This is a genomic window from Pseudomonas sp. PMCC200344 (genome assembly GCF_030053095.1).
In the GTDB taxonomy this organism is placed as follows: Bacteria; Pseudomonadota; Gammaproteobacteria; order Pseudomonadales; family Pseudomonadaceae; genus Aquipseudomonas; species Aquipseudomonas svalbardensis.
The window spans coordinates 717,655-743,884 of record NZ_CP125618.1 but is presented as its reverse complement, the minus strand read 5'-3'; the positions used below and the strand labels follow the sequence as shown (position 1 = coordinate 743,884).

24 protein-coding genes are annotated in these 26,230 nt (G+C 60.3%); 10 read left to right on the top strand and 14 right to left on the bottom strand.

Annotation, left to right across the window (positions count from 1 at the left end):
• Positions 1-9 precede the first annotated feature (9 nt).
• Both QFW87_RS03265 and QFW87_RS03260 read left to right on the top strand, forming a co-directional pair.
• Entirely contained in the window at positions 10-720 is a 711-nt protein-coding gene (locus tag QFW87_RS03265) for a hypothetical protein (protein ID WP_283189797.1), read from the top strand.
• 13 nt (positions 721-733) lie between these two features.
• Positions 734-1,009, top strand: a complete 276-nt coding sequence (locus tag QFW87_RS03260; protein WP_283189796.1) for a DUF3613 domain-containing protein — start codon at positions 734-736, stop codon at positions 1,007-1,009.
• Between the two features lie 174 nt (positions 1,010-1,183).
• Here the strand turns inward: QFW87_RS03260 and QFW87_RS03255 are convergent, their stop codons facing one another.
• Positions 1,184-1,966 carry a response regulator transcription factor gene (locus QFW87_RS03255; RefSeq protein WP_283182808.1) on the bottom strand — a complete coding sequence of 261 codons (783 nt, stop codon included), beginning with the start codon at positions 1,964-1,966 and terminating at the stop codon, positions 1,184-1,186.
• Between the two features lie 113 nt (positions 1,967-2,079).
• Positions 2,080-2,550 (bottom strand): prepilin peptidase, encoded by a 471-nt coding sequence (locus QFW87_RS03250; RefSeq protein ID WP_008156575.1) that lies wholly within the window; start codon positions 2,548-2,550, stop codon positions 2,080-2,082.
• A 75-nt stretch (positions 2,551-2,625) separates the two neighbouring features.
• Here QFW87_RS03250 and QFW87_RS03245 point away from each other — a divergent pair, with 75 nt between their 5' ends.
• Positions 2,626-3,066 carry a TadE/TadG family type IV pilus assembly protein gene (locus QFW87_RS03245; protein ID WP_283182807.1) on the top strand — a complete coding sequence of 147 codons (441 nt, stop codon included), beginning with the start codon at positions 2,626-2,628 and terminating at the stop codon, positions 3,064-3,066.
• On the top strand, positions 3,063-5,807 hold the full coding sequence (locus QFW87_RS03240; RefSeq protein WP_283189795.1) for a PAS domain-containing sensor histidine kinase: 2,745 nt from the start codon (positions 3,063-3,065) through the stop codon (positions 5,805-5,807). Before QFW87_RS03245 ends, QFW87_RS03240 begins: the two co-directional genes overlap by 4 nt.
• Here the strand turns inward: QFW87_RS03240 and QFW87_RS03235 are convergent.
• The 5 genes from QFW87_RS03235 to QFW87_RS03215 all read right to left on the bottom strand — a co-directional run bounded on the left by QFW87_RS03235 (position 5,777) and on the right by QFW87_RS03215 (position 10,160).
• Positions 5,777-7,759, bottom strand: a complete 1,983-nt coding sequence (locus tag QFW87_RS03235) for a pilus assembly protein TadG-related protein (protein ID WP_283189794.1) — start codon at positions 7,757-7,759, stop codon at positions 5,777-5,779. The two genes, QFW87_RS03240 and QFW87_RS03235, sit on opposite strands and share 31 nt — an antisense overlap.
• 113 nt (positions 7,760-7,872) lie before the next feature.
• Positions 7,873-8,427 (bottom strand): DUF4136 domain-containing protein, encoded by a 555-nt coding sequence (locus QFW87_RS03230; protein ID WP_283189793.1) that lies wholly within the window; start codon positions 8,425-8,427, stop codon positions 7,873-7,875.
• A 54-nt stretch (positions 8,428-8,481) separates the two neighbouring features.
• Positions 8,482-9,096 (bottom strand): DUF4136 domain-containing protein, encoded by a 615-nt coding sequence (locus QFW87_RS03225; protein WP_283189792.1) that lies wholly within the window; start codon positions 9,094-9,096, stop codon positions 8,482-8,484.
• 12 nt (positions 9,097-9,108) lie between these two features.
• A complete protein-coding gene (locus tag QFW87_RS03220; RefSeq protein ID WP_283182802.1) occupies positions 9,109-9,858 on the bottom strand; it encodes a methyltransferase domain-containing protein in 750 nt (249 codons plus the stop codon).
• Positions 9,858-10,160 (bottom strand): MazG-like family protein, encoded by a 303-nt coding sequence (locus QFW87_RS03215; RefSeq protein ID WP_283182801.1) that lies wholly within the window; start codon positions 10,158-10,160, stop codon positions 9,858-9,860. The genes QFW87_RS03220 and QFW87_RS03215 overlap by 1 nt, the downstream gene beginning before the upstream one ends.
• 162 nt (positions 10,161-10,322) lie before the next feature.
• On the opposite strand from QFW87_RS03215, the gene QFW87_RS03210 reads away from it, so the two are divergent.
• Complete coding sequence (locus QFW87_RS03210; RefSeq protein ID WP_283184513.1) at positions 10,323-10,616, top strand: hypothetical protein; 294 nt, start codon at positions 10,323-10,325, stop codon at positions 10,614-10,616.
• 255 nt (positions 10,617-10,871) lie between these two features.
• A complete protein-coding gene (locus tag QFW87_RS03205) occupies positions 10,872-12,221 on the top strand; it encodes an MATE family efflux transporter (RefSeq protein ID WP_283182800.1) in 1,350 nt (449 codons plus the stop codon).
• Here the strand turns inward: QFW87_RS03205 and QFW87_RS03200 are convergent.
• The 7 genes from QFW87_RS03200 to QFW87_RS03170 form a co-directional block, all read right to left on the bottom strand.
• Positions 12,215-13,090 carry an alpha/beta hydrolase gene (locus tag QFW87_RS03200; RefSeq protein WP_283189791.1) on the bottom strand — a complete coding sequence of 292 codons (876 nt, stop codon included), beginning with the start codon at positions 13,088-13,090 and terminating at the stop codon, positions 12,215-12,217. The two genes, QFW87_RS03205 and QFW87_RS03200, sit on opposite strands and share 7 nt — an antisense overlap.
• An 18-nt stretch (positions 13,091-13,108) precedes the next feature.
• Positions 13,109-13,891: a DUF4123 domain-containing protein gene (locus QFW87_RS03195; protein ID WP_283182798.1), complete on the bottom strand. Its 783-nt coding sequence runs from the start codon at positions 13,889-13,891 to the stop codon at positions 13,109-13,111.
• On the bottom strand, positions 13,888-15,216 hold the full coding sequence (locus QFW87_RS03190; protein ID WP_283182797.1) for a contractile injection system protein, VgrG/Pvc8 family: 1,329 nt from the start codon (positions 15,214-15,216) through the stop codon (positions 13,888-13,890). Before QFW87_RS03190 ends, QFW87_RS03195 begins: the two co-directional genes overlap by 4 nt.
• 233 nt (positions 15,217-15,449) lie before the next feature.
• Entirely contained in the window at positions 15,450-17,363 is a 1,914-nt protein-coding gene (gene speA, locus QFW87_RS03185) for an arginine decarboxylase (RefSeq protein ID WP_283182796.1), read from the bottom strand.
• Between the two features lie 218 nt (positions 17,364-17,581).
• Complete coding sequence (locus QFW87_RS03180) at positions 17,582-17,953, bottom strand: translation initiation factor Sui1 (protein WP_033059567.1); 372 nt, start codon at positions 17,951-17,953, stop codon at positions 17,582-17,584.
• A gap of 191 nt (positions 17,954-18,144) precedes the next feature.
• Positions 18,145-18,702: an NUDIX hydrolase gene (locus tag QFW87_RS03175; RefSeq protein WP_283182795.1), complete on the bottom strand. Its 558-nt coding sequence runs from the start codon at positions 18,700-18,702 to the stop codon at positions 18,145-18,147.
• A gap of 3 nt (positions 18,703-18,705) precedes the next feature.
• Positions 18,706-19,773: a DUF2333 family protein gene (locus QFW87_RS03170; RefSeq protein WP_283182794.1), complete on the bottom strand. Its 1,068-nt coding sequence runs from the start codon at positions 19,771-19,773 to the stop codon at positions 18,706-18,708.
• Positions 19,774-20,059: 286 nt separating this feature from the next.
• On the opposite strand from QFW87_RS03170, the gene gcbA reads away from it, so the two are divergent.
• From gcbA to aroQ, 4 genes are all read left to right on the top strand, one after another.
• On the top strand, positions 20,060-21,730 hold the full coding sequence (gene gcbA, locus QFW87_RS03165) for a diguanylate cyclase GcbA (RefSeq protein WP_283189790.1): 1,671 nt from the start codon (positions 20,060-20,062) through the stop codon (positions 21,728-21,730).
• A 52-nt stretch (positions 21,731-21,782) separates the two neighbouring features.
• Entirely contained in the window at positions 21,783-23,729 is a 1,947-nt protein-coding gene (locus QFW87_RS03160) for a methyl-accepting chemotaxis protein (RefSeq protein ID WP_283189789.1), read from the top strand.
• A 163-nt stretch (positions 23,730-23,892) separates the two neighbouring features.
• Positions 23,893-25,632 (top strand): protein-disulfide reductase DsbD, encoded by a 1,740-nt coding sequence (locus QFW87_RS03155; protein ID WP_283182791.1) that lies wholly within the window; start codon positions 23,893-23,895, stop codon positions 25,630-25,632.
• Positions 25,633-25,763: 131 nt separating this feature from the next.
• Complete coding sequence (aroQ, locus tag QFW87_RS03150; protein ID WP_129438831.1) at positions 25,764-26,216, top strand: type II 3-dehydroquinate dehydratase; 453 nt, start codon at positions 25,764-25,766, stop codon at positions 26,214-26,216.
• Positions 26,217-26,230 lie beyond the last annotated feature (14 nt).

The window sequence follows — 26,230 nt, the reverse complement described above, 5'->3', positions numbered from 1 at the left end:
GGGATCGTTATGAAAGCAATAATTGCCGGTTTGACTCTGCTGTTGTTAGGCGGTTGCGCGAGCAACGGTGCGACGTCCTGGAGCGCCCTGACCAACACGGCCAGTTGCGGCAAGCTGACCTCCGAAGAACAGCTGTCGCTGAACCTCGCCGATGACATGGCCAATGACGGCAAACTGCACGCCAGCCTCGCCAACCTGCAAAGCCTGCCCGACAACCTGGCCGACGTGCGCCTGCGCAAGGCCAAGGTCTATCGACTGCTGGGCCGCAGCGAAGCCGAGCCGTTGTACCGCAGCCTGCTCGGCAGTTGCCTGGCCGCCGAAGCCGAACACGGCCTGGGCCAACTCGCCGCCGCCAAGGGCGACAACGGCCTGGCACAAGCCCACTTGCAACGGGCCGCACGGCTAGCGCCGACCGACGAGAAAATTCGCAACGACCTCGGCGTGGTGTACCTCAATCAATTACGCGTCGAGGATGCGCGTTTTGAATTCCTGACGGCCATGGAGCTCAAACAAAGCGACCAACTGGCCGCGTTGAATCTGGTAACACTGCTGATCTACCAGGACGACTGGAGCCGCGCGGCCGAACTCGTCAGCCGTCTCGGCCTGAGCCCCGCCCAAGTCACCGAAGCACAGGCCCGCGCGCAAAGACTCAAGACACCGAGCAAGTCCGGCCCGACCGCCGTAAACCAGGTCGCCGCCGCCACACCGACGCTTCAATAGGGAGAGGCTTTTGATGAAACCGACCATCGTCTGCTGCATCGGCCTGCTGGCCCTGCCCCTCACCGCTCACGCCATCGACCCCGGCCCCGCTTCGGCCCAACAACAGGAAACCGAAGGCTGGCTGCAACTGCAAAGAAGCAACAAAGCGGCGTCCCAGAAGCCGCAAACCTCAACCGCGACCGAGCGCGAGCTGAGCATGCAGCGTTGGTTGAAAAGCTATCGGCATGAGATCCCGGAGTACTTTGATCAGTATGAGAGCGGGCAGGTGGACGGTGGGACGGGGGGATAGTCTTGATCCGGGCAATTCCAACCGCGACACTCTTTGTAGCAGCTGCCGAGCCCGCGAGGCTGCTGCTACAGATCGCGTTACGGCTTAACTGACTGGCTTTAGGCATTCCAGGCGCTTATAAAAAAGTGAGTCGCGGTCGTTACCGCCGGAATGGATAGGTACACCAACAAAAACCTAATGCGCAGTCACCCCCTGACGCAACCCAGAATGACTGGGTAACAAAGCCAGCGCCAACTGCGTCCGATTATGCATATGCGTCAACCGCAAAACCTGCGACACATAAAGCTTCACCGTGTTCTCGGTAATCCCCAACTCACAGGCAATCTGATAATTCGTCTGCCCCTTCCCCACCAACCGCGCCACCTCCAACTGCCTTGGCGACAGCTGACTGAAAATCGCCGGAATCTCAACCCGATCCGCAGCACTGACATCGTCATCAGCGGAAACCGACAACCGCGGCCCACGCCGAACCTTATCCAGATCCTGATACAGATCATCGATCGACTCGGCAAGATACTGCAGCTTCTGATCCAGATGCCCCAGCTGCAGATTCTTCTGCCGTTCCTGCAAAACCACTGCCTGACGCGCAATCCCTTCGAGCAACTCACCCAGATTAATCGGCTTTTGGTAGTAATCGGCAAACCCGGCCCGCAAAGCCTTGATCACATCCTGCTTGTCCGCACGCCCAGTGAGCATGATTGCTTCAAACACACGGTGCTTGCCGGATAACCGTTGCAGCTCCTGAACCAGTTGAATCCCGTCCAGACCGGGCATGTGCAACTCGCAAAGCACCAGGCCGATCGCTTCGTCTTCATTGAAACGCTCGACTGCCTGCTTGCCAGTCTCGCAAGGAACGCAACGGTAACCGCTACCTTCAAGAAACTCACAGAGCTCTGTGACAATCAACGGCTGGTCGTCGACCACAAGGATTTTTACTGCCGAAGAAAGCTTGTTCACGTGCGACTCCATGCAAGGTCAACGTTGACCGTTCCTCTAGCGACAGCCACAGGCTGTACAACTACTGAATTGAAAGTAGACGTACTTTCCGACTCTGTATATAAAACAGTCGACTAGTGAAACCAGGCGAGTGTGAGCAACAGGCCCACTAATACAAAGGGTGCAAAGGGCTGTTTCTTTGACATTCCAGGCCCCAGATATCGAAGATGATTTCTAAGCCCTTGGCCCATATGAAGCCAGACTCTTGGCGCCAGCAGCAGCCACAGCACACTGGCCAATCCGGCACCGATGAACACGCCGAGCAGGTGCATGCCGTCCGTCGCCAGGCCCAGGCCGGTCATCAGTTTCACATCGCCTGCGCCCAAGCGTCTCAGCGCATAACCGGGCAAGGTAAAGGCCAGCGCCAGCAAAAAAGCCCAGCCGCCCTGCACCGCCTCGGCCCCCAGCCAGGTAGTGCCCGTCCACAGGAGATACGCCAGCGCCAACACCGCTGCGCCAAGGGTCAGGCCATTGGCGATGTGTCGTTCTCGAGCATCCTGTGCTGCGCATAGCGTCAGCCAGATCAGTAATACAAAGCTCTGCATCCGGTAAAAAACGTCCGTTTTGGCTGAATGATTCTATGCTGATATCACGTTGTGAATATCAGGGTAGACGCAGTCATGAAAATAGGCCTCCCCCGTAAGCAAAAAGGCGCTGTAGCGATTGAATTCGCTTTGGTGTTTCTCATCTTTTTCGCCGTGTTCTATGGAATCGTCACTTACAGCTTGCCGCTGTTGCTGATGCAATCGTTCACCCAGTCGACCGCCGAAGCGGTGCGCCGAAGCGTGGCGCTGGATCCGAGCACCCCCGGATACGACACCGCGATAAAAACCGTGGCCACGACAGAACTGAGCCGACAGCTGGCCTGGATTCCTGCCGCACTGAATTTCAATGTCGCCACCGACGCCAGCGCCACCTACGTGGGCGGGGTGTTGAAGGTCAGCATCAGCTACCCCACCAGCAAACTGCAGCAGGTCATCCCGTTTCTGACCTTGCCTGGAATTGGCCAAGTGCCCAATCTGCCGGCAAACCTCACCGCCAGTTCGAGCCTGCAATTTTGAGTTCCGCAGACAAACTCTTCGGGCGCCTGCTCAACCGCCATCCGCCTCAGCCAGTGGACACCCTGAGCGTGCAAAGTTTCGGTTTGCAGATGCATCTGGATGCCGAAGGTCGAGTGATTCACCTGACCGGCCCGCTGCGGCATGTGCTGGCCCAGCAGACACCCGCGGCGCAAGCACCACACCTGCTCGATTTCCTCATGCCTCACAGCTGCCTCGCCGTTGAAGGCTCGCCCGTCGACTGGCAGGGACAGAGTCTGGACCTGGACTTTTACAGCCTCAACGGACAACCCCTGCACTTGCGTGGCTGGGTCCAGCCGTTGGCCGATGCCTGGCTGTTGCAGTTGCTGGACATCGGCGACTTGTTGCTCGATCGCCGGCAATCACGCAGCCGCGAGCAATGCCAATTACTCGCAGCGCAGATCGGCGAACAGTTGCGCCGGTGCAACCTGACGCGCCTGCCCGAGGTGTTGGTGGAACAGCTGCAAGGCCTGGCCCAGCGTTTCCACATGCCATGCATTGCAGTGGCGTTACTCGATGAACAGGAAGAAGGCTGGCAGATTCACCAGCATTACACGGCCTTCGACGCGCCCCACTTGTGGCAAAACGCTCAGCGCCTGGGCACGGGGCTCGACAGTCTGAACGGCTCTGCGCCGCAATGCCTGACGCCCGCTGAACATCCCCGTTTGCAAGGCATCTTCGGTAATGCCGAAGGGTTCGCGGTGCCCTATCACGATGCCCAGGGTGTGGTCGCCTGGTTGCTGTGTGGCCTTTATCCGGTGCAGCAACAGGCACCCGACCTGAATGATCGCGACTGGTTACAACTGACCGCCGCGCTGGCAGGCCCATTACTTGAGCGCTTGCGCGAGCACCGGCACCATCTGCAACTGGAACGGCTGGAGTCGCTGCAAGCCTTGCTCGGCACCGGATGGTGGGAGGTGTTCAGCGACAGTCGCGAGGTGCAATTGGCGCCGTCGTTGGCCAGTCACCTGAACCTTGCGATCGATCGTTTGCCGCTGCACGACTGGCTTGATCGGGTGCACCCCGCCGACCGTGAAGAGCTGAGCAGTCGTCTGCAAGCCTTGCAAGGCGACGGCACCCCGCTGCTGCTGTGCGTGCGTTTGGCACAAACGCCGAACTGGTATCGCCTGCAAGGCCAGGTCCTGGGCATCGGTAAAAACCGGCGGTTGGTGGGTTTCATGCTCGACATCAGCGACATCAAAAACCAGGAACAAAACGCCGCGGCGGCCCATGCCCGACTGGACAATCTGATCGCCAGCTCACCGGCGGTGATCTACGTGCAGCGCTATGTTGAAGGTGCGCTGCAACCGACGTTTTTCAGTGACAGCCTACTGCCGCTGCTCGGCTGGACACTGGCTGATTGCGCGACGGGAGCCTTGGTTGAAAGGGTGCACCCAGAGGACCGCGATCGGTATTTCGAACGTACCCGGCATTTGCTGCGCGAAGGTTCGGTGCGCGCCCGTTATCGGCTGCGCGACAGTCGCGGCGAATACCACTGGCTACTCGATGAAGCCAAGCTACTGCGCGACGACCTTGGTTTGCCGGTGGAAGCCGTCGGCCTGTGGCTGGACGTCACCGAAGCAACCCTGGCCGCCGAACAGGTGAAGCAGAGTGAAGAACGCTATAGGATCCTGGTGGAAGACTCTCCGGCGATGATCTGCCGCTACCGCCCGGACCTGTCCCTGACCTTCGGCAACCGTCCGCTGGCGACTTACCTGGAGTGCCAGCCCGAGCAACTGCCCGGGGTGAATCTGGGCAGCTGGATGTCGCAGGAACAGCGCGAAGCGTTTCTCCAGCGGCTTAGCCGACTCAGCCCGGAATTCCCGGTCAGCACCGCGGAAATCAACCTGCAACTGCCGGGACGGGAACATGCCTGGTGGGTGTGGTCGGATCGCGGGGTGTTCGATGAACACGGCCATTTGCTGGAGATTCAGGCCGTGGGTCGCGACAACACCGAGGTCCGCCGCGCCCAGCAGCAGCTCACCCAAAGTGCAAAAATGGCCACCCTCGGTGAAATGGCCACAGGGCTGGCCCATGAAATCAATCAGCCGTTGAATGTGATGCGCATGGCCATCGTCAACGTGCTCAAGCGTCTGAGCAACGGCGATGCGCAGATCGACTACCTGACCGACAAGCTCAACCGCATCGATGCACAGGTCCAGCGCGCCGCGCGGGTGGTGGATCACATGCGGGTGTTTGGCCGCCGCTCGGAGATCGAGCAGCATCCGTTTAATCCGGCGCAAGCCATCGAAGGCACGCTGTCGCTGCTGGCCGAAGGGATGCGCGGCAAAGGGGTCGATCTGCGGGTCAACGAGACCGGGTTTGACGTGCAAGTGCGCGGTTACGTCGATCAGCTCGAACAGGTGTTGATCAATCTGATGGTCAACGCTAGGGATGCGTTGCTCGGCAAACGCGAGGCCGACCGCGAGTTCAAACCGTGGATCTCGGTGTACGCCGAACGTGATGAGTATTCGGTGCGACTGTGGGTCGAGGACAATGGCGGCGGTATCGATCCGCGGTTGCTGGAGCGGATTTTCGAGCCATTCTTCACCACTAAACCCGTGGGTGTCGGCACCGGGCTCGGGTTGTCGGTGAGTTACGGCATCGTCGAGAACATGGGCGGAAAACTGAGCGTCAGAAACTCGGTCGAGGGCGCACGGTTTTGTATCGAACTGCCGATTGCCGCCGACGATCAGATCACCAGCGTCGCTCGTCCCGAGTGACAACTGAGGTTGGCGCCGACATCGACCTTGTTCAGATCGATCCCCAGGCTGAGCAACAGTGTGTTGATCAAGGTGTCGAGTAACGGGCTGAGCACGCTGTTGATTGCGTTGACCAGCAACGTGGTGACAGTGTTTAGGATCGCCCCCAGACCACCGACCAGACTGCCCGTCGGGCCGTACATGTTGACTTTGATATTGGTCGCCGTGTCGGTAAGGCTGCTGACGATATTGCTGGTGGAATAGGAATAGTAGAACGGTGGCTGGTTGATCTCCGGCAGGCTGGTGGCCGGCGGTGCGGAATAGACGTGCGGCATGTTGGCGCTCTGCGCCACGGTCGTGTCGGCCATGATACTGATGCTGCCGCCGACGCCCGGAATTCGTGGGTCGCAGGAGATGGGCAGGAACAGAATCCTCAGACAGGTTTTCACCCCGATATCGATCACCTTCAACGGCTGCACCACTACCGCCGGTGGCGTGGTGTTGCTGCCGAAAGCGGTGGCTGGATCGATCTTGCCGATCTTCAGATTTACCAGCGAAGTGCTGGTATTGGTGGTCAGGGTTTTGTTGGTGGTACTGACGCAACTGTAGGCAGTGACATAGCTGTTGGCGCTGGCGACGTCCAGCCCCACGTCGATACGTATCGGTGGCGGCAGCACGATGATGTCGGGAGTCTGACAGGGCACGAGCAAGGCACAGGTCAGTGAATTGAGCACTCCCACCAGATTGAGATTGAGCAAGGCGTTGAGTGTGTTGGTCAGCGGGCCTGCCAGATCAGCCACCGCATTGATCAGCGCCACGATGGAATTGAGCACCGGCAAGTCGATCGACAGCAATGTCCTGATCTGGGCAGTTCGCACATAGATGCGGTTAGGCCCCAGTGGAGCCAGCGCGGCGTTTTTCGGATTGCCAATGGCTGACAGCTGCGGAGGCTCCAGCACCTGCACCCGGGCGGTGATTTGCGCCAGGCCCGCCAGATTGATCGGCAACGTCGCCACCAGGCCGTTTTTCTTGTTGGCCAGTTGCACGACCGCCTCGATCAGGTCGAACACTTTCAGGTTGGTCGCCAGCGCCGTCACGGTGCTGCCAGCCTCGACGTGCAGCACGTTGCCGAGTACGACGGTGGTTGCGCCTGCCGCGACCTTCAGCGCTTGAAGGCTCGCAATGGTTGCGGTCGCGCCGAGTGTGCCGCCGGGGTCCAGTACATTGACGGCGGTCTGAATCAGCTGGCTGACGGCAATCGTATTGCCCAATACCTGGTCATACCCGGCAGCGCTGAGGTTAAGGTCGACCTTCAATCGGTCAAGGTAGCCGAGCAGGCTGATGTTGGTGTTCACCAGTCCGTTCCAGCCCGCCGCGTTGATGTTCAGGTTGCCCCCGAGCAAACCACCGAACAGCGCGTTGAGCGTGGCGGACTTGCTGGTATCGACGCTCAGCGCCGTACTGCGGATGGTCAGCGAAGCCAGGGGTGGCGGTAATGCGGCGACAGCGCTGGCCGTCAGGTTGATGGTCGCCGCGCGTGGAGCGCCACCGAACAGGGCGCCGACACCACCGGCGACACTCTGCTGGACCGAATGGCTGGCGATCACCCGAATGGCTTCGCTCTTGCTTGGGTCGGCGCCAAATACCCGAAGGTTATTGGCATCCAGGGTCAAGGCGCCGCAAGCGACCAGCAGATTGCGATTGGGGTCAGGAAGGGTGAAGTCGTTGCGGTTAGCGCTGGCGGTGGCATAGACGGTGGCGGTGTTGCCCGCGGCGCAATCACCCCCTCGGGTGGATGCTTCAAGTGCGGCCATGTCCGCTACGCGCTGCAGGTCACGTTTTTCCAGGTACAAACGACCGCTGTCGACCACGACCAGCAAGAACATCAGGGCCATGCCCAATGTCAGCGCCGCCATCAAACCGATCGCCCCCCGTTGCCGGGACGGGCTGCGAAACTGCAAACGGGGAGACATCGCGCACTCCTTTGCCGGTGCACAGCCGAAGGCTACCTCCATGGGTGAACAGCAGTGTAGTTGGCGCTTTCCCGGGCTGCGCGCAGATCACAAGCAAAAGATCGTCCAGCTGTTTATTTGGGTGGGTAGTTGGCGAGAATTCGCCCGACCGTTTCGCGTATCGCCGTGCTGCGATCCGACGGGTTCGTTGTGCGGCTGAGTATCTGCTCGTCACTGCCGCGCCACACCAGTTTGCCGTCCTTGCCGTCGAGCAGGTCGATCTGGATGATCGCCACTTTGTAGCTGACGTTGCGGGTTTCGTTGTACATCGGCCCACCCCAGTAGCCGTTCCATGGATTACCCCAAGCGCCGCCGTAGTTGGTGGTTACTTGTTGCTGGCGCTGTTCGACGATCAGATAGGTCTGCACGCTCAAATCGCCCTTTTGGCCACCCGCAGCCGGACGCAGGCCACGCTGATCCAGCTGATCGGTCACTGATTGGCGGATGCGTTGTTCAGTCAGGTCGCTCTTGATCCGTGGATCATCGGGGCGATATTGCAGGGCGGGTTCTTTCCAGCTCCAGCTGCGATAGGCGGCGAAGTCGCGGCTGGCATCGAAGTCATGATTGACCTGGTTGGCGCAGGCACTGAGCAGCACGGCCACAGCCAGTAAAGCGAGACGGCGGAACATGGTATTTCTCCGGTAGAAGACATGAACCTGCGCAAAGCTTCTTAACGACAGAAGCTAACTAGGAGGATACGCCGACATCGCCTTTTCTACAGCCTCCCGTATCGCATCGACACGCTCGCTCTGGCTACCTCGGTTACTGGTTTCGGCGCTGGCACTCCACACCGGTTGACCGGTGCCGGCATCAAACAGATCAACCCGCACCACCACAACCTGTTCCTGATAAGTCCGAACGATCGGCACGGTGTTGTACATGCCGTAACCGCTGCCGTAGCGGTTGTAACCGCCATAACCACCGCCGTAATAACCATAGTCGTCCCGAACCTGACGCAGGCGGGTTTCCAGGTGCAGGTCGGCGCTGACAAACAGGTCGGCCGGGCGGTTATCGTGCAGCGGGCGCAAGCCACGTTGATCGAGCGCATTGCTGACGGCTTCGGCGACCTGCGCTGAATCCGCCCAGGCGGTGCCCGGCGGCAGCTGCCCGTTGAGCCAGGCCCAGCTGCGGTATCGCCCGTAGTCGCGCGGCGGGGCCGGGTAGGCGCTGCGGTCAAAGGTGTTGGCCGCCTGAGGCGGCGCGGGTGGCAAAGGGTTGGATGACGCCACATAAGGATTGCTGCCCTGACAGGCCACCAACCCGAGACAGATCACCAATAACCCCGAACGACTGTTCATTTCGCGCTCCGATCAGACCGGCCGACAGATCCAGTGCAAGTAGCGCCCAAGCCCGGCAAAGCTTGGGTGACGACGGTGGGCCAGCTCCATTTCCAGCAAGTCCACCAGTTCGACGCGGGCCTGGAATTCCACCGGCATGTAGTCGTGAAAAACCCGCACCCCGCTCTGGGTTTCGACCTGCCACAAGCCTTCAAGTTGCGCCGCCAGTTCGCGCGGATCAAGCGGCTGTTGCGGAGTGAGGCTTTGCTTTTCGCCGGCCATGTCGTTCTTGCGCATCTTGCGGAAGTGGCCTTTGAGCAGGTTGCGATAGATCAGCGCATCGCGGTTGTAGAAGGCCAGGGACAACCAGCCGTCTGACTTGGTCAATTGATGCAGCACTGGCAGGATCGCATGCGGTTCGGCCAGCCATTCCAGCACGGCGTGGCACAGCACCAAATCGTAGGGTTCGGTGAGTTGGCCGAGCAGATCCTGCCACGGCGCCTGAATGAACGTTGCTGTTTGCCCGGCGTCGGCAAAGCGCTGGCGGGCACCTTCGAGCATCGGCTCGGCGGGCTCGGCCAGCGTGACCTCATGACCACGCTGGGCCAGCCACAACGACATGTGGCCCAGACCAGCACCGATATCCAGTACGCGCAAAGGTCGGTCCGGCAGGGTTTCGGCCAAGTCGGCCTGAAGCACCGCCAAACGGATCGCGCCTTTGGCACCGCCGTAGATTTTTTCGGCGAAGCGAGTCGCCAGTTGATCGAAATGACGGTCGCTCATCAGCTGAACCTCCGTTCGCTGTCCGCGAGTTTGCTGCGCACCACGTCATTCATGTCCAACCCCAACTCGCTGCACAGCAGCAGTAGATAGAGCACGATGTCGCCGATTTCCTGCCCGGCATGGGCGAGCTTGTCCGCCGGCAACTGGCGCGACTGGTCTTCAGTCAGCCACTGGAAAATCTCCACCAGCTCGGACATTTCCACGCTCGCGGCCATGGCCAGGTTTTTCGGGCTGTGAAATTGCCGCCAGTCCTTGCGGTCACGGATGGCGTGCAGGCGTTCGGTCAGTTCAACAAGGTTCATCGGGCTCTCCTGAAGGCGTATAGCTTCGGGGGGATAAGGAATGAAGGCAAGCGGCAAGCGTTGCAAAACCACTATGCTTGGAGGGAACTCGGCACCCTGCTCGATAGCCCAAGGCTCAAGTCCGGCAACCACGCCACCACTTTCATCAAGGACGCTCACGACATGCAGGTAGAAAGTTTTTTCGAATGGCTCGGCCAGGCACTCGGTTCAGTAATTCGCTTCATCGTTGACGGCCTCAGCGGCTTGTTCAATCTGTTGAGCCACGCAGGCAGCAACTTTGTCGACGGGCTGTCCCGTGCGCTGGGCATGGACGCGTCGATCATCAGCATCATTGCGCTGATTTTGGGGTTGATGCTGTTGTGGTCGGCGATTCGGGCGTTCATGAATGCGTCGATCATCATGGGGATTATCTGGTTGCTGCTGGGGTTGTGGTTGTTGAGCTGGATAATTCATTGATCGGCTTGAAATCCAACCCTCACCCTAGCCCTCCCGAAACGTCGGACCGCCCGTAGGGAGAGGGGACTGACCGAGGTGTTCTTGGAGCTACATCGACCTGAAATTCCGCGTCGAACTCAGGTTCTGAAAACCATGAAGATCGGCTCCCTTTCCCCCTCTCCCCCGTGGGGAGAGGGCTGGGGTGAGGGGTCGATTTCTGATTCACAGCAAATCCCGAATCAACCGCTACAATGCCCGCTCCCCGAAGGAGCCTGCATGTCCAACCTGATCGCCGACTGGCGCGACCGCCCTACCCATCGTCGAGTCTGGGCGCTCGCCGCGCCGATGATTCTCTCGAACATTTCCGTACCGCTGGTGGCGCTGGTCGACAGTACCGTCATCGGCCACTTGCCCCACGCCCATCAGTTGGGCGCCGTCGCGGTCGGGGCCAGCCTGTATACCTTTCTCGCCTGGGCCATGGGTTTTCTGCGCATGGGCTCCACCGGGTTCGCCGCACAGGCCGCCGGGCGTGGGGACGGCGCGGCATTGCGGCAGATCTTGCTGCAGGGTCTGTTGCTGGCAATGGGCCTGGCCATTGTCCTGGGAGCACTGGGTGTCCCGTTGAGCGGCGTCGCGCTGCACTTCATGCAGCCGTCGGCGGAGCTGGATCAGCTGACCCGCGAGTTTTTCCACACGCGCCTGTTCGGTCTGCCGGCAGCACTGGCCAGTTATGCGCTGGTCGGCTGGTTCCTCGGCACTCAGAACGCCCGGGCGCCGCTGGCCATTCTGCTGAGCACCAACCTGGTGAACATCGCGCTGAACCTGTGGTTCGTTCTCGGGCTGGATTGGGGTGTGGTCGGCTCGGCCCGAGCGTCGGTGATCGCCGAATGGACCGGCGCGCTGATCGGCCTGCTGATGACCCGCAATGCCCTGCGCGCCTATCCCGGCCACATCGCCTGGGCCGCGCTGGCGTTGTGGCAGAGCTGGCGGCCGCTATTGGCGGTCAACCGCGACATTTTCATCCGCAGCCTGGCGCTGCAATCGGTGTTTTTCCTGATCACCGTGCAAGGCGCACGACTGGGTGATGCCACCGTCGCCGCCAACGCGCTGCTGCTCAACGGTTTGCTGCTGACCGCCCATGCGCTGGACGGCCTGGCCCACGCCGTGGAAGCCCTTTGTGGGCATGCCATTGGTGCTCGTGATCGAGAGGCCCTACGCCGCTCATTGGTGGTGGCCTGCGGTTGGTCGTTGCTGGCGAGCCTGGGTTTTGCCGTGCTGTTCCTGTTCGCCGGGCATCTGTTTATCGAGATGCAGACCAACATTCAGAGCGTGCGCGACACGGCGTTCATTTACCTGCCCTACCTCGCCGCGCTGCCGCTGATTGCGGTCGGGAGTTACCTGCTCGACGGGTTGTTTATCGGCGCCACCCGTGCCCGTGAAATGCGCAACGGCATGCTGCTGACCGTGGTTTTGTTGCTGCCGTTCGCTTGGGCGCTGCAAGGTTTTGGCAACCATGGACTGTGGATAACCTTTTTATTGTTCATGTTGCTGCGCAGCCTGACTCTCGGCGCGTTTGCCTGGTACCTGCACAAAAACGACGGCTGGTTCGCAGGCAAAGCTCACTGAGTCGGCGTGGCTTTGACGAAGGCCGTGACCACATCCAGCACCGGAGCCAAACCGCGCATCGGCCGGGACAGCGTCGCCACCAGCGTGGCGTGGCTGGTGCGCGAGAAATACAGGTCCTGCACCGGCACGCCCGCCTCGCGCAGTTTGCGCGCCAGACCACCGGAGTTGCGGGCCGGGTTGACCAGCTCATCGTCGCTCGCCGCGATCAACAAGGCCGGTGGCGCGCCGCGACTGACATGATTGATCGGCTGCGACCGCGGCGGTGAATCCGGCCAGAAAAACACCGGGCGCACCTGCGGATTTTTGATTGGCAGAAAATCATAGGGCCCGGCCAGGCCGATCCAACCGCTGAGGTTGTGCGGTGACAGACCCACCGCCCCCAGTAACCCGGGGTCCAACGCCAGCATCGCGACGTTGTAGGCCCCGGAACTATGGCCCATCAGGTACAACCGCTGCGGATTACCAGAAAACTGCCGAATGTGTTCATGGGTCCAGGCCACAGCCCGGGCGCCATCTTCAAGGAACAGCGGATAACGCACCTGCGGATACAACCGATAGTCCGCCAGCACCGCAATAATCCCCCGGGACGCCAAGGCCTCGCCGACAAAAGCGTAATCGCTGCGTGAACCGCTGTTCCAGCTGCCGCCGTAGAAAAACACCACTACCGGGGCGTTTTTCACGGGAGGGCGCGGCACATACACATCGAGTTTTTGCCGAGGATCAGCGCCATAGGCAATGCCCTCGGTCTTGTCGCAGGTTGCGTCGGGGGTCAGCGCATTGAGCAACTTCAGCGGCGAGCACGCCGTCATCACAGCCAGCATTACGCCGCCGATTATCAGGCTGAACAACCGCCGTGTGGTGCTCGCCATCGATGTTGAACCTCGTGTTCAGGGCTGATCGTTCTGCCACAGGTTGCGCAGGCTATCGAGACGCTCCTGCTGGGTGAGTCCCGGCAATGCGTGCCCAGGCAAAGCGCCGGGGTACTGCAAGCGTAGCCACAACCAGTCATCGAGTACCGGGCGCTCAGTAAAATCCAGCGCCAACCCTTCCTGCACGTGGGACCACAGCGTGTTGTAGTCAGTCCCGGTGGATCGACTCCAGTGCCAGGCATGCTGCTCCAGCAGGCAGGTTTGCAGTTTTTCCTGCTGACGAGGACTGAGGTTTTCTTCAACCGCCAAAGGGCTGACGGCAAGACCCGGATTGACCAACTGCTGCCAGCCCTGACTGCCGATCGCACGATCGGCCCACGTCCCGCCGAACCAGCGCAAATGGCTGATAGGACCCAGCCAGCGACTCAGCTCCTGCGCATCGCAGGCATCGAACAAGTAACTGGCCGTTTGCGGGTTGTAGTAACTCAACAAGGCTCGGTGATGCAGACCGAACGTGACCGTGAGCATGCGGCGCAAATGCTCCAGCAGCTGCGACGACGACACCTCGCTGGCCATCAGCAAGCCGCGCCAGAGGGGCACTTCGCTGTCACACAACCCGGCCAGCGCAGGGCATGTCCAAAGGTCGATCAGGGCCGGGCCGTGTTCACGCAACGCATGCCACTCAGTGCCTTCGAACAACCAGAACCAACGGGCATGCGCAAATTGCTGTTGCAGCATCGCCCCCGCCTGTGACGCACCCGGTATATCCAGCAATAGCCATTGCGGGGTCGCGGCGATCATGCCGCACCGCTCTGATCAAACCGCATCGCCGCCCGGCAGGTGCAGAGGGCCTGCGTGCAATGGTTGAAACTGCCGCCACCGGGCAGCAGACATAGCAACATCAAGGGTTCGCTCGATTGCAGAAGCTCCAGCAAGCCCTCGACATCATCTGTCGCGGGTGTGCGCGGCGAGCCGACCTCATCAGCCTCTTCAACGGACGAAGGGGTGTGAAGAATCCCGGTAATCAGCGGCTGATCCGGATCCCCCTCGATAAAGCTCACCACCACCTCGGCCCCCTCACTCAACTGCGTGACTGCCGCGTCGCCCAGTTCAGCGGCCACCGGCAGCCAACAGTGGCTGGGCACCGCGCCCTCGCCCTGATAGAGCCAGTCAAATTGCACGGCAACCGGTCTGGACGGATCGGGGCATGACTCATCAATGTCGACCACCCAGGCCCGTTGCAGGCTGTGCATTCTGGGTTTCACTGCAGAATGAGGTGACACAAATGGCACCTCCCCGTGAATCGCGCGGATCTGGTTGCTGTAGGACGCCGCTAAATCCTGGCGGCCCTGATGCTCCACATGGGTCAGCAGCCAGAGATGATTCCAGTCGGCGATTGGATGACCGGACAGCGGCATCAACTGACCGCTGCGCAGCGCCGTCAGGTCCGTCCGACCTTCGGCAATCGGCGCGGTTCGTTGCCCAGCGCACCCCAGAAGCTTGAACTGACGCACGGCCGGCTGCTCTCTCTCGACCTGGAAGACCGCGCGCTCACCGAAACGAAAGTGCCCCTGCCCCTCACCAAAGACCACGCAATGCCCGCGCTGGCCGTGTTCGAAATGGTAGTGAAGCCGTTCCTGGGCACACAGACGCTGGATAAATTGCAGGTCTGATTCCCGGTACTGCGTACAGAAATCACGGCGCGGGTAATCGCCACCCAGCTCAAAGCGCCGATTCATGCCGGCAATACCGTGTTCCTTGAGCACCTGACTGAGGATTTGCGGCACCGAGCGTGCGCTGAAAATTCGCTGACTAAAGCGCAGGGAAAGGCACGCCAGCTTCGGCCCCAGACGTACGCGACAGAGCCTGACAGCCAAGTCATGGTCACGCTGGACGAGTTCATGCAATTGTCCGTGAAAGCCGTTTCCCGCAGGCCCGACATGCAAAAAGGCCGGACGGTACAGCAGGCTTGCAAGGTCGAGTGTCGGGTCATCGATCAGCAGATCCACGTCGAACACAAAAGGCTCGCTGATGGCTTCTCTACCGGTAAAGGCCAAGACCTCAAAGGGGTCGGGCAGGCCCTCTACATCCAGACGAAATGACGGCTCGTTGACTGGATCGAACATCGGCGATTCTCTACTGGAGGGGCGGTCGGGGATTCTCTCCGAGAGAGTTGGCCGAGTAGAGTGCCGAAGTACAACTTAGGAAATGACCTACGCGAAAAGAAGACCACATCGCTTGGATGGCCAAGAATGTAAGTCATTTCGCTTGAAATCAGAGAGGCATCTCACCAAGTCATCTGAAATTTCCGCAGCGTGCGGAACATTTTCAGACAACCTGATGAGAGCGGTGCCTTACCTCAAGAAGACAGGTAAGAGGAACGGGTCAGACCCAGACGCAGCGCGTCGAGGAACTGGGTGCGCTCGGCGGCGGTGATGCGGGCACTGGCGCATTTGTCGCGGTAGTGGGTCATCAACTCTTCCGGCGACAAGTGCACGTAACGCAGCATGTCTTCAATAGTGTCGTGGGTTTCGATACCCGCGTGGTACACGCTGCCGTCAGCGTTCTGATAGATGTTCACCGAGTCGGTGTCACCGAACAGGTTGTGCATGTCGCCGAGAATTTCCTGGTAGGCGCCGACCAGGAAGATACCCAGCAGGTAGTCTTCACCGTCGTTCAAACCGTGAACCGGCAGGCTGGTTTCGATGCTCTGCTCGTCGACGTATTGCTTGATCTTGCCGTCGGAGTCGCAAGTCAGGTCTTGCAGCACCGCACGGCGCAGCGGCTCTTCGTCGAGACGGTGCAGCGGCAGGATCGGCAGGACCTGGCCGATGGCCCAAGTGTCCGGCAGGCTCTGGAATACCGAGAAGTTGCAGATGTACTTGTCGGCCAGCTTGTCGTTGAGCTCGTCGAGCACCTGACGGTGCGAACGCTGACGAGCCTTCAACGAGTTGTGCAGGCGACGGCACACCGCGAAGTAGCATTGCTCGGCCAGGGCTTTCTCGGCCAGGGTCAACTTGCCATCGGCGTACTGGGTCGCGATGTCGCTCATGTAGTGCGTGGCGCGCCAGTAGGTTTCGGTGACCATCTCGATGTCGGTCGGGCCCAGCAGGTCAACCAGCCACTGCACGGTTTCCGGCAGTTCTTCCTTGTTGTCGATCTGCGGCACGTCGTCGTTGTGCTTCTCGACGTCGGTCACTTGCACCACCAGCATCGCGTGGTGAGCGGTCAGGGAACGGCCGCTTTCGGAGAAGATGTTCGGGTGCGGCAGATTCTGCGCGTCGCAGAATTCCTTGAGCATCCCGACCACAACACCGGCGTAATCGTCCATGTCGTAGTTGATCGAGCTGGCGTTACGCGAGTGCGTACCGTCGTAGTCCACGCCCAAACCGCCGCCGACATCGATGTGATCCACCGGCAGGCCAAGGTTGCGCAGTTCGCCGTAGTAACGAATCGCTTCCTTGAAGCCGTGCTGGTAGTCAGCCAGGTTGGCGATCTGCGAGCCCATGTGGAAGTGCAGCAGGCGAATGCCCTGATCCAGGCCCGCCGCGCGGAAACGTTCGACCACCGACAGCAGTTGCGCCGCCGACAGACCGAACTTGGATTTCTCGCCGCCAGTGTCGGCCCACTTGCTCGACGCCAGGGACGACAGACGCACACGCAGGCCAACCTGAGGTTTGACCTTGAGCGAGGCGGCTTCTTCGATCACCAGTTCGACTTCGGATTCTTTCTCGATCACGATGAACACGTTGTGGCCGAGCTTTTGGCCCATCAGCGCCAGACGAATGAATTCGCGGTCCTTGTAGCCGTTGCAGACGATGGTGCCGCCCTTCGGCGCCAGGGCCAGCACGGCCAGCAGCTCAGGCTTGGAGCCGGCTTCAAGACCAATGGACACGTCTTGGGTCGCAATGATGTTCTCGATCACCGCTTCTTGCTGGTTAACCTTGATCGGGTACAGCGCGGTGTACTTGCTCTGGTATTCCAGACGCTCGATGTTGGCGTCGAACGCGCCGGTCAGCTGACGCACGCGGTCTTGCAGAATGTCAGGGAAACGCACCAGCAACGGCAAGGACAGGCCGCTTTTACGCAGCTGGTCGACTTGCTCGAAGAGGTCGATAGGCGAACTGGTCGGACCGTTCGGACGAACTTCGACGCGACCGGCGTCATTGATCGCGAAGTACCCGGCCCCCCAATGGCGAATCCCGTAAACACTGCGGCTGTCCGCAACTGTCCATTGGCTGCCATCGTCTTTACGTGTGCGTCGTACGGACATTGAAGTCCCCTATAAAGAAGTCATAGAGCGTCGCCTGGGTTCAGGCCGGCGCAGTCTAAAGAATGAAAATGACGGTTCGTCAACGAGGGGATAGACCTCGCTGACCGCAGTGAGTTTAGAAACCGGTCAGAACAGGCTCTGTGAAAACCATGTAGACGACGCCAAACCTGAATCGGATCAGGGCTGGATCAAGCCGAGGGTGGTTTTCACAGAGGCTGCTAGCCGCCGGACTTCTTCGCTTTGAAACCGTGTTTGATCAGCTCGGCCAAGAGTAGCTCGACATGATCGCCCTGGATTTCAATGATTCCGTCTTTCAACGCACCACCGGTCCCGCAACGTTTCTTCAACGTGGTCGCCAGGTCCTTGAGTGCGTCTTCGGCCAATGGCACGCCGGTGATGGTGGTCACCGTCTTGCCGCCGCGCCCCTTGCTTTCGCGACGCACACGGGCGATGCCGTCGCCGGCCGGGATAACGGTCTGTTTGCAGATGCAGGCATCCACCGGTTTACTGCAATCCGGGCAATGACGACCTGCGTCGGTGGAAAATACCAGGCCACCAAGGGCGGCGAAGGATGCGGCTTTTTTGGCCACCGGCAATCCTCTTGGGAGGACAAAGACTGGTCGCAGCACTTGGGCAAGTGCCATCGACCGCGAAGCCCCACTCAGGCAGGGGCAGCGCTACTGACCGGACGCCCTTACAAATAGGAGTGTCGGTTCAGTTTGAAAAGGTCGCGCAGTGTAACGGCAAAAAGCCGACTTGCTAAGAGCCAATCGGCGCCAATTTATGCCTCTTTTGCGACGTCCGGCCCACGGGCCCGGAGATACCGCTTCAACGCAGCCAGAGAGTCCGGGCAATAAGGCTTTTGCTGGATTTCCAGCAGGACTTGATCAACGGGAATAAAGCGCGCTTCAAGGACTTCTTCGGGTTGCAGGATCAACGGGCCGTCCCACACCGCCGAAAACGCCGAACACCAGAGCCGATTACCGGTGTCTTCGAAGAAAAAGTGATCATGGGCAGTCAGTTCCACACCGCTCACGCCCAGCTCTTCTTCCAGCTCGCGGGCAGCCGATTCGGCGTAGGTTTCGGTAGCGAGCACCATCCCCCCCGCTGCCACATCCCAGAAACCTGGATAAATGGCTTTGCTCAGCGTGCGTCGATGTACGCAGAGTTCACCGGCAGAATTGAACAGCATGATGTAAGTGCCGCGTCCGATCAGTCCGCGTTCCCGCAGGTCGGAGCGGACCAGGGCGCCGAGCAGGTTGTCCTGCTCGTCAACCCAGGCGATCTGTTCGGCATCCGAGGCCGCGCGGTGCGCGACCTCTCTGGCGCTATCGACCATGACTCAGCCCTGATTGAGCAATTGACGCAAATCGATCACTGCGGCGTTGGCCCGGGAGATGTAGTTGGCCATGACCAGCGAGTGGTTGGCCAGCACCCCGAAGCCGCTGCCATTAAGGATCATAGGACTCCAGACCGGTTCCTGCGAGGCTTCCAGTTCACGAATGATCTGACGCACGCTGACCGTGGCGTTCTTCTTGGCCAGCACATCGGCGAAGTCGACTTCGATGGCGCGCAGCAGATGGGACAAGGCCCACGCCTGACCGCGAGCTTCGTAGAACACGTTGTCGATCTGCATCCACGGGGTTTCGACGATTTCTTCGTCAACCTGCGGCACCTGACCCGGCGCGACGACTTCGGTTTTCAGCGCAGTGTTGAGTTTGACCCGGCCAACGCTGGCCGACAGCCGTTGGGACAGTGAACCCAGACGAGTACCCACATCGCCCAGCCAGTTGTTCAGGTTGTCGGCGCGGGCGTAGAACAGCGCGTTTTTCTGCGACGGATCGGACAGGCGCGCCTGATAACGGCTCAGGGAATTCATGCCTTCCTGGTACTCGGACTCACTGGATGGCAGCACCCAGCTTTTGTTGTCGAAGTTGAAACGCGGCTCGGCCTTGGCCAGATCGGAGTCTTCGGCAGATTGCGACTGCGAACGGGCGAAGTCTTTACGCAAGGCACGCGTCAAGTCGCGGACCTGGACCAGCACGCCATATTCCCAGCTCGGCGTGTTGTCCATCCACAGGCCCGGCGGGAAACGGTCGTTGGAGATATAGCCACCCGGTTTGGTCAGCAAAGTACCGGCGACGGTCTTGAGGGTTTCGACCGTGGTGTAGCCAATGACCATTTGCTTGCCTTCTTTCTCGGCGGCCATCTGGGCGTTCTGCTGAACCGGGAACAGCGCAGGTTCCTGGCTCCAGTACCAGCCCAGCGCAATAGCCACCAGCAAGTAAAGGCCAATCAGAGTGGCCAGCGCCCGGCTGAACAACAGTCCACCCAAGTAACTACGGGTGGCCGATTTCGGTTCAGCGGTACGTTCAGGCGCGCTGCCCGCGCGGTTCTTCCAGTCCAGCATGGCGATATCCTTTCAATCACTTGAGTTCATCGGTTCGACCACAACCCTATCTCATCGTGCCTCGTTTGCCGCGCATTAAATCCTGCGTAAACACTAACCGCACAATGACCACGATCGACGGCCACTATAAATGAAGCACAGCTTCGATCCTATGCGACCAGTCGGTCAGAAACTGAATAAGGTCGCTTTGCAGTTAATTGACGTACGACACTCATGCGATGGAAAAGAGGTGCTAGCATAGAGCCACCAGTCGATCTCAGCATGCACCCTAACTAGTAGTCAGGATATGACCGAGCCAGAAGACCCCAGCCGTGAGCGCCTCAAGCACCACTTTGCCCAGCGGGTAATTCATCAGGCACGTCAAATTCTTGAGATATGGCAGCGCCTGCAACGCAGCGAGTGGTCCACCACCGACTTATCGGAACTGAGCGAGGCCAACCTGCGCCTGCTGCGTTTCGCCGAGCGCTTCGAACAACCCGAACACACCCAACTGGCACGCCACATCGGTCAGTCGCTGGAGGCTGTCGACGCCAATCGCGGACGCCTGAGCAGCGGACTGATCACTGACCTCAATCGTTTGATGCAGCGCCTGTCACGCACCGGCTTGCGCCATGGCGATCAGTTGGACCAGACCTTTCTGCCGCCGCTGCGCAAGCCGATCTACGTGATGCTGCAGGATCACGACCGCGCCGAGCGTCTGGCCAAGCAGCTGGAATTTTTTGGACTCAGCGCTCAAGCTCTCGACAGCGTTGCGGCGTTCCGCTCTTCGATGATCGAGCGCTTGCCTGCGGCGATCGTCATGGACGTGGACTTCAGTGGTGCCGGCATTGGCCTGAAACTGGCCGCCGAAGCCCAGGAAGGCCTCGATCATCAATTGCCGCTGCTGTTCTTCAGCCTGAACGAAACCGATACCCCGACCCGCCTCGCCGCCGTGCGTGCCGGTGGCCAGGAATTCCTGACCGGCACCCTCGAAGCCTCGAACCTGCTGGAGAAGATTGAAGTCCTGACCTGCGTCGCCCAGTACGAACCTTATAAAGTGCTGATCATCGACGATTCCCGCGCCCAGGCCTTGCACACCGAGCGCCTGCTCAACAGCGCTGGGATCGTCACGCGGACCTTGATCGAACCGATCCAGGCCATGGCCGAACTCGCGGATTTCCAGCCAGACCTGATCATCCTCGACATGTACATGCCGGCCTGCACCGGTACTGAACTGGCCAAAGTGATCCGCCACAACGACCGTTACGTCAGTGTGCCGATCATTTACCTGTCGGCCGAAGACGATCTGGACAAACAACTCGACGCCATGAGCGAGGGCGGCGACGACTTCCTGACCAAACCGATCAAGCCCCGGCACCTGATCACCACCGTGCGCAACCGCGCGGCGCGGGCACGCAATCTTAAAGCGCGGATGGTGCGCGACAGCCTGACCGGCTTGTACAACCACACCCACATTCTGCAATTGCTCGAAGACTGTTCGTTCCGCGCCCGTCGCGAGAACAAGCCGCTGAGCTTTGCAATGCTCGACATCGACCACTTCAAACGGGTCAACGACAGCCACGGCCACCCCATGGGCGATCGGGTGATCAAGAGCCTGGCGCTGTTTCTCAAGCAACGCTTGCGCAAGACCGATTTCATCGGCCGTTACGGCGGTGAAGAGTTCGCGATCGTCATGCCGGACACCGATCTCGAATCGGCCCACAAAGTGCTCGACGAAATCCGTCGACGCTTTGCCGAGATTCACTACCCGGCTCAACCGCAGGACCTCTGGTGCACGTTCAGCGCCGGCGTGGTGGAACTGTGTGAACACTCCGACAGCCTGATGATGGCCAGCCAGGCAGACGAAGCGCTGTACCGCGCTAAAGACGCCGGACGCAACCGCGTGCAGGCTGCGCGGACGTCAAAGCAAAGTGCCACCTTTTCATCGGAATCGACCCATTCGGTCATAACCCTGTAACACAAACGCAATAAATTCAGGCGCTTACCATTCTGCCGCTGGTAGACCCGCGATGCGCCTGAAGCTGCTGACCAATCTCAACACCCTCCTTTTAGTCGCCGTGTGCGTAGCCCTTGGCGCCACGCTTTGGTGGTCGCAAAAAGCCCTGGAACGCCCCTATCTATTGATGGAGCGTTACTTGGGCTTGTCCCAGCAATTTCAAAATGAAGTTGCACGTAACATCGACGACTACCTCGCCAGCGGCGATGCCCTGCGCCTGAGCAGCGCCAGCCAGGCCATCGACGGGGTGCAAAAGGAACTCGGCGAGTTGCCGCCGGCATTGGCCGACACCCTGCGCCCGAGCCTGTCGAACCTCGAAGAATTCAGCAAAACCGACCTGCTGGCCGCCGGTAAACTCGCGGGCGATCCGCAAGCGCTGCTGCTGCAAGCCGAACGCGAACTCGGTGCCAGCCTCGATCAGCTCAGCCAGTACGCCAGCGCTAACGCGGCGTATCTGACGCCGTTGCTCGCGGCCTCCCAGCACTTGGGCACGTTGTCTCTGGCCCGGGACAAACTGGTCAGCAGCGGCCGCAGCGAATTGGCCGCCGATGTCGAGCGCGAAGTCAGCAACATCCGCACCCAGGCCGAGCTGCTGGACGCCTTGCCGCTGCTGGGTGTGACGAGCAAAAGTGAATCGAACACGGATGATTTCGCGGCAATGATGGGTCTGGAGAACAACGAAAAGGCCGTTGCCGAGGATGCTGGCGTCGGCCTCAAACGCGAACTCAACAGCCTGCTGACGCGCTATCCCGCCGAACTGGCGCGCACACGTGACCAGATCCAGAAACGCACCGACCTCAGCGCTGCCACTCACCTGAAAATCGCCGCCGTGCAGCAGGCCATTGCCGGACTGGAGCCGGTGGTTCGCGCCCAGCACGGACAGATCCAGGGCGAAGTGCGGCTGATGCAAGGGGTGATGATTGGCCTGATTCTGCTGATTGCTTTGCTGATCGACACCTTGCAACGGAAACTGGCCCGGACGCTGACCAACCTCGCCCCGGCCCTTTCGACCTGGGCAGAGGGCGACTTCAGCCGGAACATTGAACTAGGCGCTACCAATCGTGAACTGCACGACATTCAAGCTTCGCTCAATCGCTTGCGCGCCTATCTGGTCGATTTGGTCGGGACCATTCGCCTCAACGCCGAACAGGTCGCCGGCAGCAGCCGAACCCTGGCCGAGTTGAGCAATGACCTGCACAGCGGCGCCGAACATCAAGCCGGCGACACGGCGCTGATCCGTGATTCTCTCGGCGAGCTGGAAGCGACCATTCAACAGGTTGCCGGCGATGCCAGCCAGGCCGCCGACGCCAGCCGCCATGCCGGGCTGGCGGTGGAACACGGCCAGAAAGTCATCGGTTTGAGCCTCACCGGGCTGCACGCGCTGGTCGGTGAAGTGCAAGGCAACGCGCAAATGATCGAACACCTGGCCGAGGAGTCGGCAACCATTGGCGGCGTACTGACGGTCATCCGTTCGATTGCCGACCAGACCAATCTGCTGGCCCTGAACGCCGCCATCGAAGCGGCCCGTGCCGGGGAAATGGGTCGAGGGTTTGCGGTGGTGGCCGAAGAAGTTCGCTCACTGGCGCAACGCACCGCCGGCGCCACCGCAGAGATTCAGACGTTGATCGCGGGACTGCAAACCGCCGCACGACAATCAGTAGAAGGCATGCGCGCCCAAGTCGAACACGCCGAAGCCACTGCCAATCAGGCCCAGGCCGCCGACGGTGCGCTGGATAAGATCGTCGGCGCGATCCAGACCATTTCCGATACCGCCGTGCGCATCGCCGATGTCACCGCCCAGCAGAGCGGCGCCGTCAGCGAAATCCGCGATCACAGTGAGCGGATTCACCAATTGGGTGGGGATAATTTGCTGCGGATTGGCGAAGGGCGCGTACAGGGAGAGAATTTGCTGGTGTTGGGTGGACGGTTGCATACAGCCGTCCAAGCCTTTCGCGTCTGAAAGGTCGCCTTCGCGAGCAGGCTCGCTCCCACAGGGGTACGCATTCCATTGTGGGAGCGAGCCTGCTCGCGAAAGCGTCATTGCAATCACCGCAAGACTTCCCGCCCTGCACACCCCGCGACTGTCCGCTATCATGGCTTCACTTTCGATACGCGAGATTGTCATGCGCCGTTTGCTCTGCCTGCTGCTTTTAGTGCTCGCCCTGCCGGCCACCGCCGCCGGGTTGCTGGACAGTCGGCCCAGTTCGACGTTGGGCTCGATCAACAACAGCGCCGACTTTCTGCCGGTGCGTGAAGCCTTTCAGCTGAGCCTGGCCGAAAGCACGCCGCAATCAATCAAGCTGCGTTTCATCGCAACAGAGGGTTACTACCTCTACCGGCATCGTTTTCAGTTTCGCGCAGATCCGGCCGATGTTGACCTGGGCGCCGCGCAACTGCCCAAGGGCGAACAAAAACACGATGAGTACTTTGGCGATGTCGAGGTCTACCACGGGGTTCTCGATGTAGAGCTGCCGCGCACCGATCAACGCGCCTTTACCTTGGCCGTGACCTATCAGGGTTGCGCCGACAAAGGGTTGTGTTACCCACCCGAAACGGAACGCCTGAGTATTGACGGCAGCGCAGGCACGACACCCGCCTGGAGCTGGCGCGAACTGGCGTTGTTTTTCCTCGCAGGCCTGGGCCTGACGTTCACACCGTGTGTGCTGCCGATGCTGCCGATCCTGTCCGGCGTGGTGTTGCGCGGTCAAGTGGGTGGTTTGCGCGGCTTCAATCTGTCCCTGGCCTACGTGCTGCCAATGGCCGCCTGCTTCGCCCTGCTCGGGGCGTTGATGGGGATGTTCGGCGCACAGCTCAATCTTCAGGCGCGGCTGCAATCGGCGTGGGTGCTGGTGCCGTTCGCGATGTTTTTTGCGCTGTTTGCCTTGGCGATGTTTGGCGTCTTCGAACTCAAGCTGCCTCACGCTATCAGCAGTCGGCTGGATCGGATCGCCGGTCGCACCGAGGGTGGTTCGTTGTGGGGCGCCGCCGTGCTGGGCGTGGTTTCCAGCCTGTTGGTGTCGCCCTGCGTCTCGGCGCCGCTGGCCGGCGCGCTGCTGTACATCAGCGCCAGCGGCGATGCAGTGGGCGGTGGTCTGAAATTATTCATGCTCGGTCTCGGCATGGGCGCACCGCTGTTGCTGGTCGCCACCGGTGGCGCCGCCTGGCTGCCGAAAAGCGGACCCTGGATGATCTATGTGAAAAACGCGATTGGCGTTTTGTTGCTGGGGCTGGCGATCGGTCTGCTCAGTCGAGTACTGCCGGGCCAGATCACGTTGCTGCTGATCGGCTTGCTGGCCGCTGGTGTCGGGTTGTTCATGGGTGCGCTGGAGTTCGTCTACAAACCGCCGAGAAAACGCCTGGGCCAACTACTGGGAATATTCTTCCTGTTTTATGCGCTAGCGTGTTGGTACGGCGCATTCAGCGGCCAGACCGATCCGCTCAATCCGATTGGCCAGCCTCGCATCACCATGGGTACCGAGCAATCGCAAAACACCAGCGCCTGGCAAACCATCAGCACCCCGGCGGAACTGGACCGCGTCCTCGCCGAAGCCAAATCTTCAGGCGCCCCTCTGCTGCTCGACTGGTACGCCGACTGGTGCATCAGTTGCAAAGTCATCGAACGTGAAGTGCTCAACGACGCCAAGGTCGTCGAACGCCTCAAAGGCTATCGACTGATCCGCTTCGACATCACCGCCAGCAACGCCGAGCAACGCGCCCTGCTCGACCGCTACAAACTGTTCGGCCCGCCAGCGCTGATGCTTTTCGGCAAGGACGGCGTCGAACACACCGATGTGCGAGTGATCGGCGAGATCAACGCCACCGACTTCGCCGAACGTGTTGCGAAAGCAAATGACCGGATTTAATAACCCGGTCACATATTTCGCGCAAACATCGGCCATCGTGCTGGCTATTGCATAGAACTGGACAGTCACAAAGGCTTTGCGGCATAGTCGCCGGGTTCTGACAATTGCACACAGATCACAAGGAACAGCAGATGGCGACGCTACTGGTTCTGCACGGACCCAACCTGAACATGCTCGGCACCCGTGAACCGGGTACCTATGGCGCTACGACACTGGCGCAGATCAACCAGGACCTGGAACGCCGTGCCCGTGAAGCCGGCCACCATTTGCTGCACCTGCAAAGCAACGCCGAGTACGAATTGATCGACCGCATCCACGCTGCCCGCAGCGAAGGTGTGGACTTCATTCTGATCAACCCAGCAGCTTTTACGCACACAAGTGTCGCATTACGTGACGCGCTGCTGGCGGTGAGCATCCCATTCATCGAAGTGCATTTGTCTAACGTGCACAAACGCGAACCTTTCCGCCATCACTCTTACTTCTCCGATGTAGCGGTGGGAGTGATCTGCGGCCTTGGCGCCAGCGGTTATCGACTGGCCCTGGAGGCCGCATTAGAGCTGCTTGAAAGACAGGCAACGGCTTGAACAACAAGCGTAAC

Excerpts from the sequence above, each read along its gene's own strand:
- QFW87_RS03230 (WP_283189793.1), bottom strand. The coding sequence starts at position 8,427 with ATGTTCCGCCGTCTCGCTTTACTGGCTGTGGCCGTGCTGCTCAGTGCC.
- speA (WP_283182796.1), bottom strand. The coding sequence starts at position 17,363 with ATGTCCGTACGACGCACACGTAAAGACGATGGCAGCCAATGGACAGTT.
- QFW87_RS03245 (WP_283182807.1), top strand. The coding sequence starts at position 2,626 with ATGAAAATAGGCCTCCCCCGTAAGCAAAAAGGCGCTGTAGCGATTGAA.
- QFW87_RS03215 (WP_283182801.1), bottom strand. The coding sequence starts at position 10,160 with ATGAACCTTGTTGAACTGACCGAACGCCTGCACGCCATCCGTGACCGC.
- QFW87_RS03170 (WP_283182794.1), bottom strand. The coding sequence starts at position 19,773 with ATGCTGGACTGGAAGAACCGCGCGGGCAGCGCGCCTGAACGTACCGCT.
- QFW87_RS03235 (WP_283189794.1), bottom strand. The coding sequence starts at position 7,759 with ATGTCTCCCCGTTTGCAGTTTCGCAGCCCGTCCCGGCAACGGGGGGCG.
- QFW87_RS03250 (WP_008156575.1), bottom strand. The coding sequence starts at position 2,550 with ATGCAGAGCTTTGTATTACTGATCTGGCTGACGCTATGCGCAGCACAG.
- QFW87_RS03210 (WP_283184513.1), top strand. The coding sequence starts at position 10,323 with ATGCAGGTAGAAAGTTTTTTCGAATGGCTCGGCCAGGCACTCGGTTCA.
- QFW87_RS03225 (WP_283189792.1), bottom strand. The coding sequence starts at position 9,096 with ATGAACAGTCGTTCGGGGTTATTGGTGATCTGTCTCGGGTTGGTGGCC.
- QFW87_RS03195 (WP_283182798.1), bottom strand. The coding sequence starts at position 13,891 with ATGATCGCCGCGACCCCGCAATGGCTATTGCTGGATATACCGGGTGCG.
- QFW87_RS03155 (WP_283182791.1), top strand. The coding sequence starts at position 23,893 with ATGCGCCGTTTGCTCTGCCTGCTGCTTTTAGTGCTCGCCCTGCCGGCC.
- aroQ (WP_129438831.1), top strand. The coding sequence starts at position 25,764 with ATGGCGACGCTACTGGTTCTGCACGGACCCAACCTGAACATGCTCGGC.
- gcbA (WP_283189790.1), top strand. The coding sequence starts at position 20,060 with ATGACCGAGCCAGAAGACCCCAGCCGTGAGCGCCTCAAGCACCACTTT.
- QFW87_RS03260 (WP_283189796.1), top strand. The coding sequence starts at position 734 with ATGAAACCGACCATCGTCTGCTGCATCGGCCTGCTGGCCCTGCCCCTC.
- QFW87_RS03190 (WP_283182797.1), bottom strand. The coding sequence starts at position 15,216 with ATGTTCGATCCAGTCAACGAGCCGTCATTTCGTCTGGATGTAGAGGGC.
- QFW87_RS03265 (WP_283189797.1), top strand. The coding sequence starts at position 10 with ATGAAAGCAATAATTGCCGGTTTGACTCTGCTGTTGTTAGGCGGTTGC.
- QFW87_RS03220 (WP_283182802.1), bottom strand. The coding sequence starts at position 9,858 with ATGAGCGACCGTCATTTCGATCAACTGGCGACTCGCTTCGCCGAAAAA.
- QFW87_RS03205 (WP_283182800.1), top strand. The coding sequence starts at position 10,872 with ATGTCCAACCTGATCGCCGACTGGCGCGACCGCCCTACCCATCGTCGA.
- QFW87_RS03175 (WP_283182795.1), bottom strand. The coding sequence starts at position 18,702 with ATGGTCGATAGCGCCAGAGAGGTCGCGCACCGCGCGGCCTCGGATGCC.
- QFW87_RS03160 (WP_283189789.1), top strand. The coding sequence starts at position 21,783 with ATGCGCCTGAAGCTGCTGACCAATCTCAACACCCTCCTTTTAGTCGCC.
- QFW87_RS03200 (WP_283189791.1), bottom strand. The coding sequence starts at position 13,090 with ATGGCGAGCACCACACGGCGGTTGTTCAGCCTGATAATCGGCGGCGTA.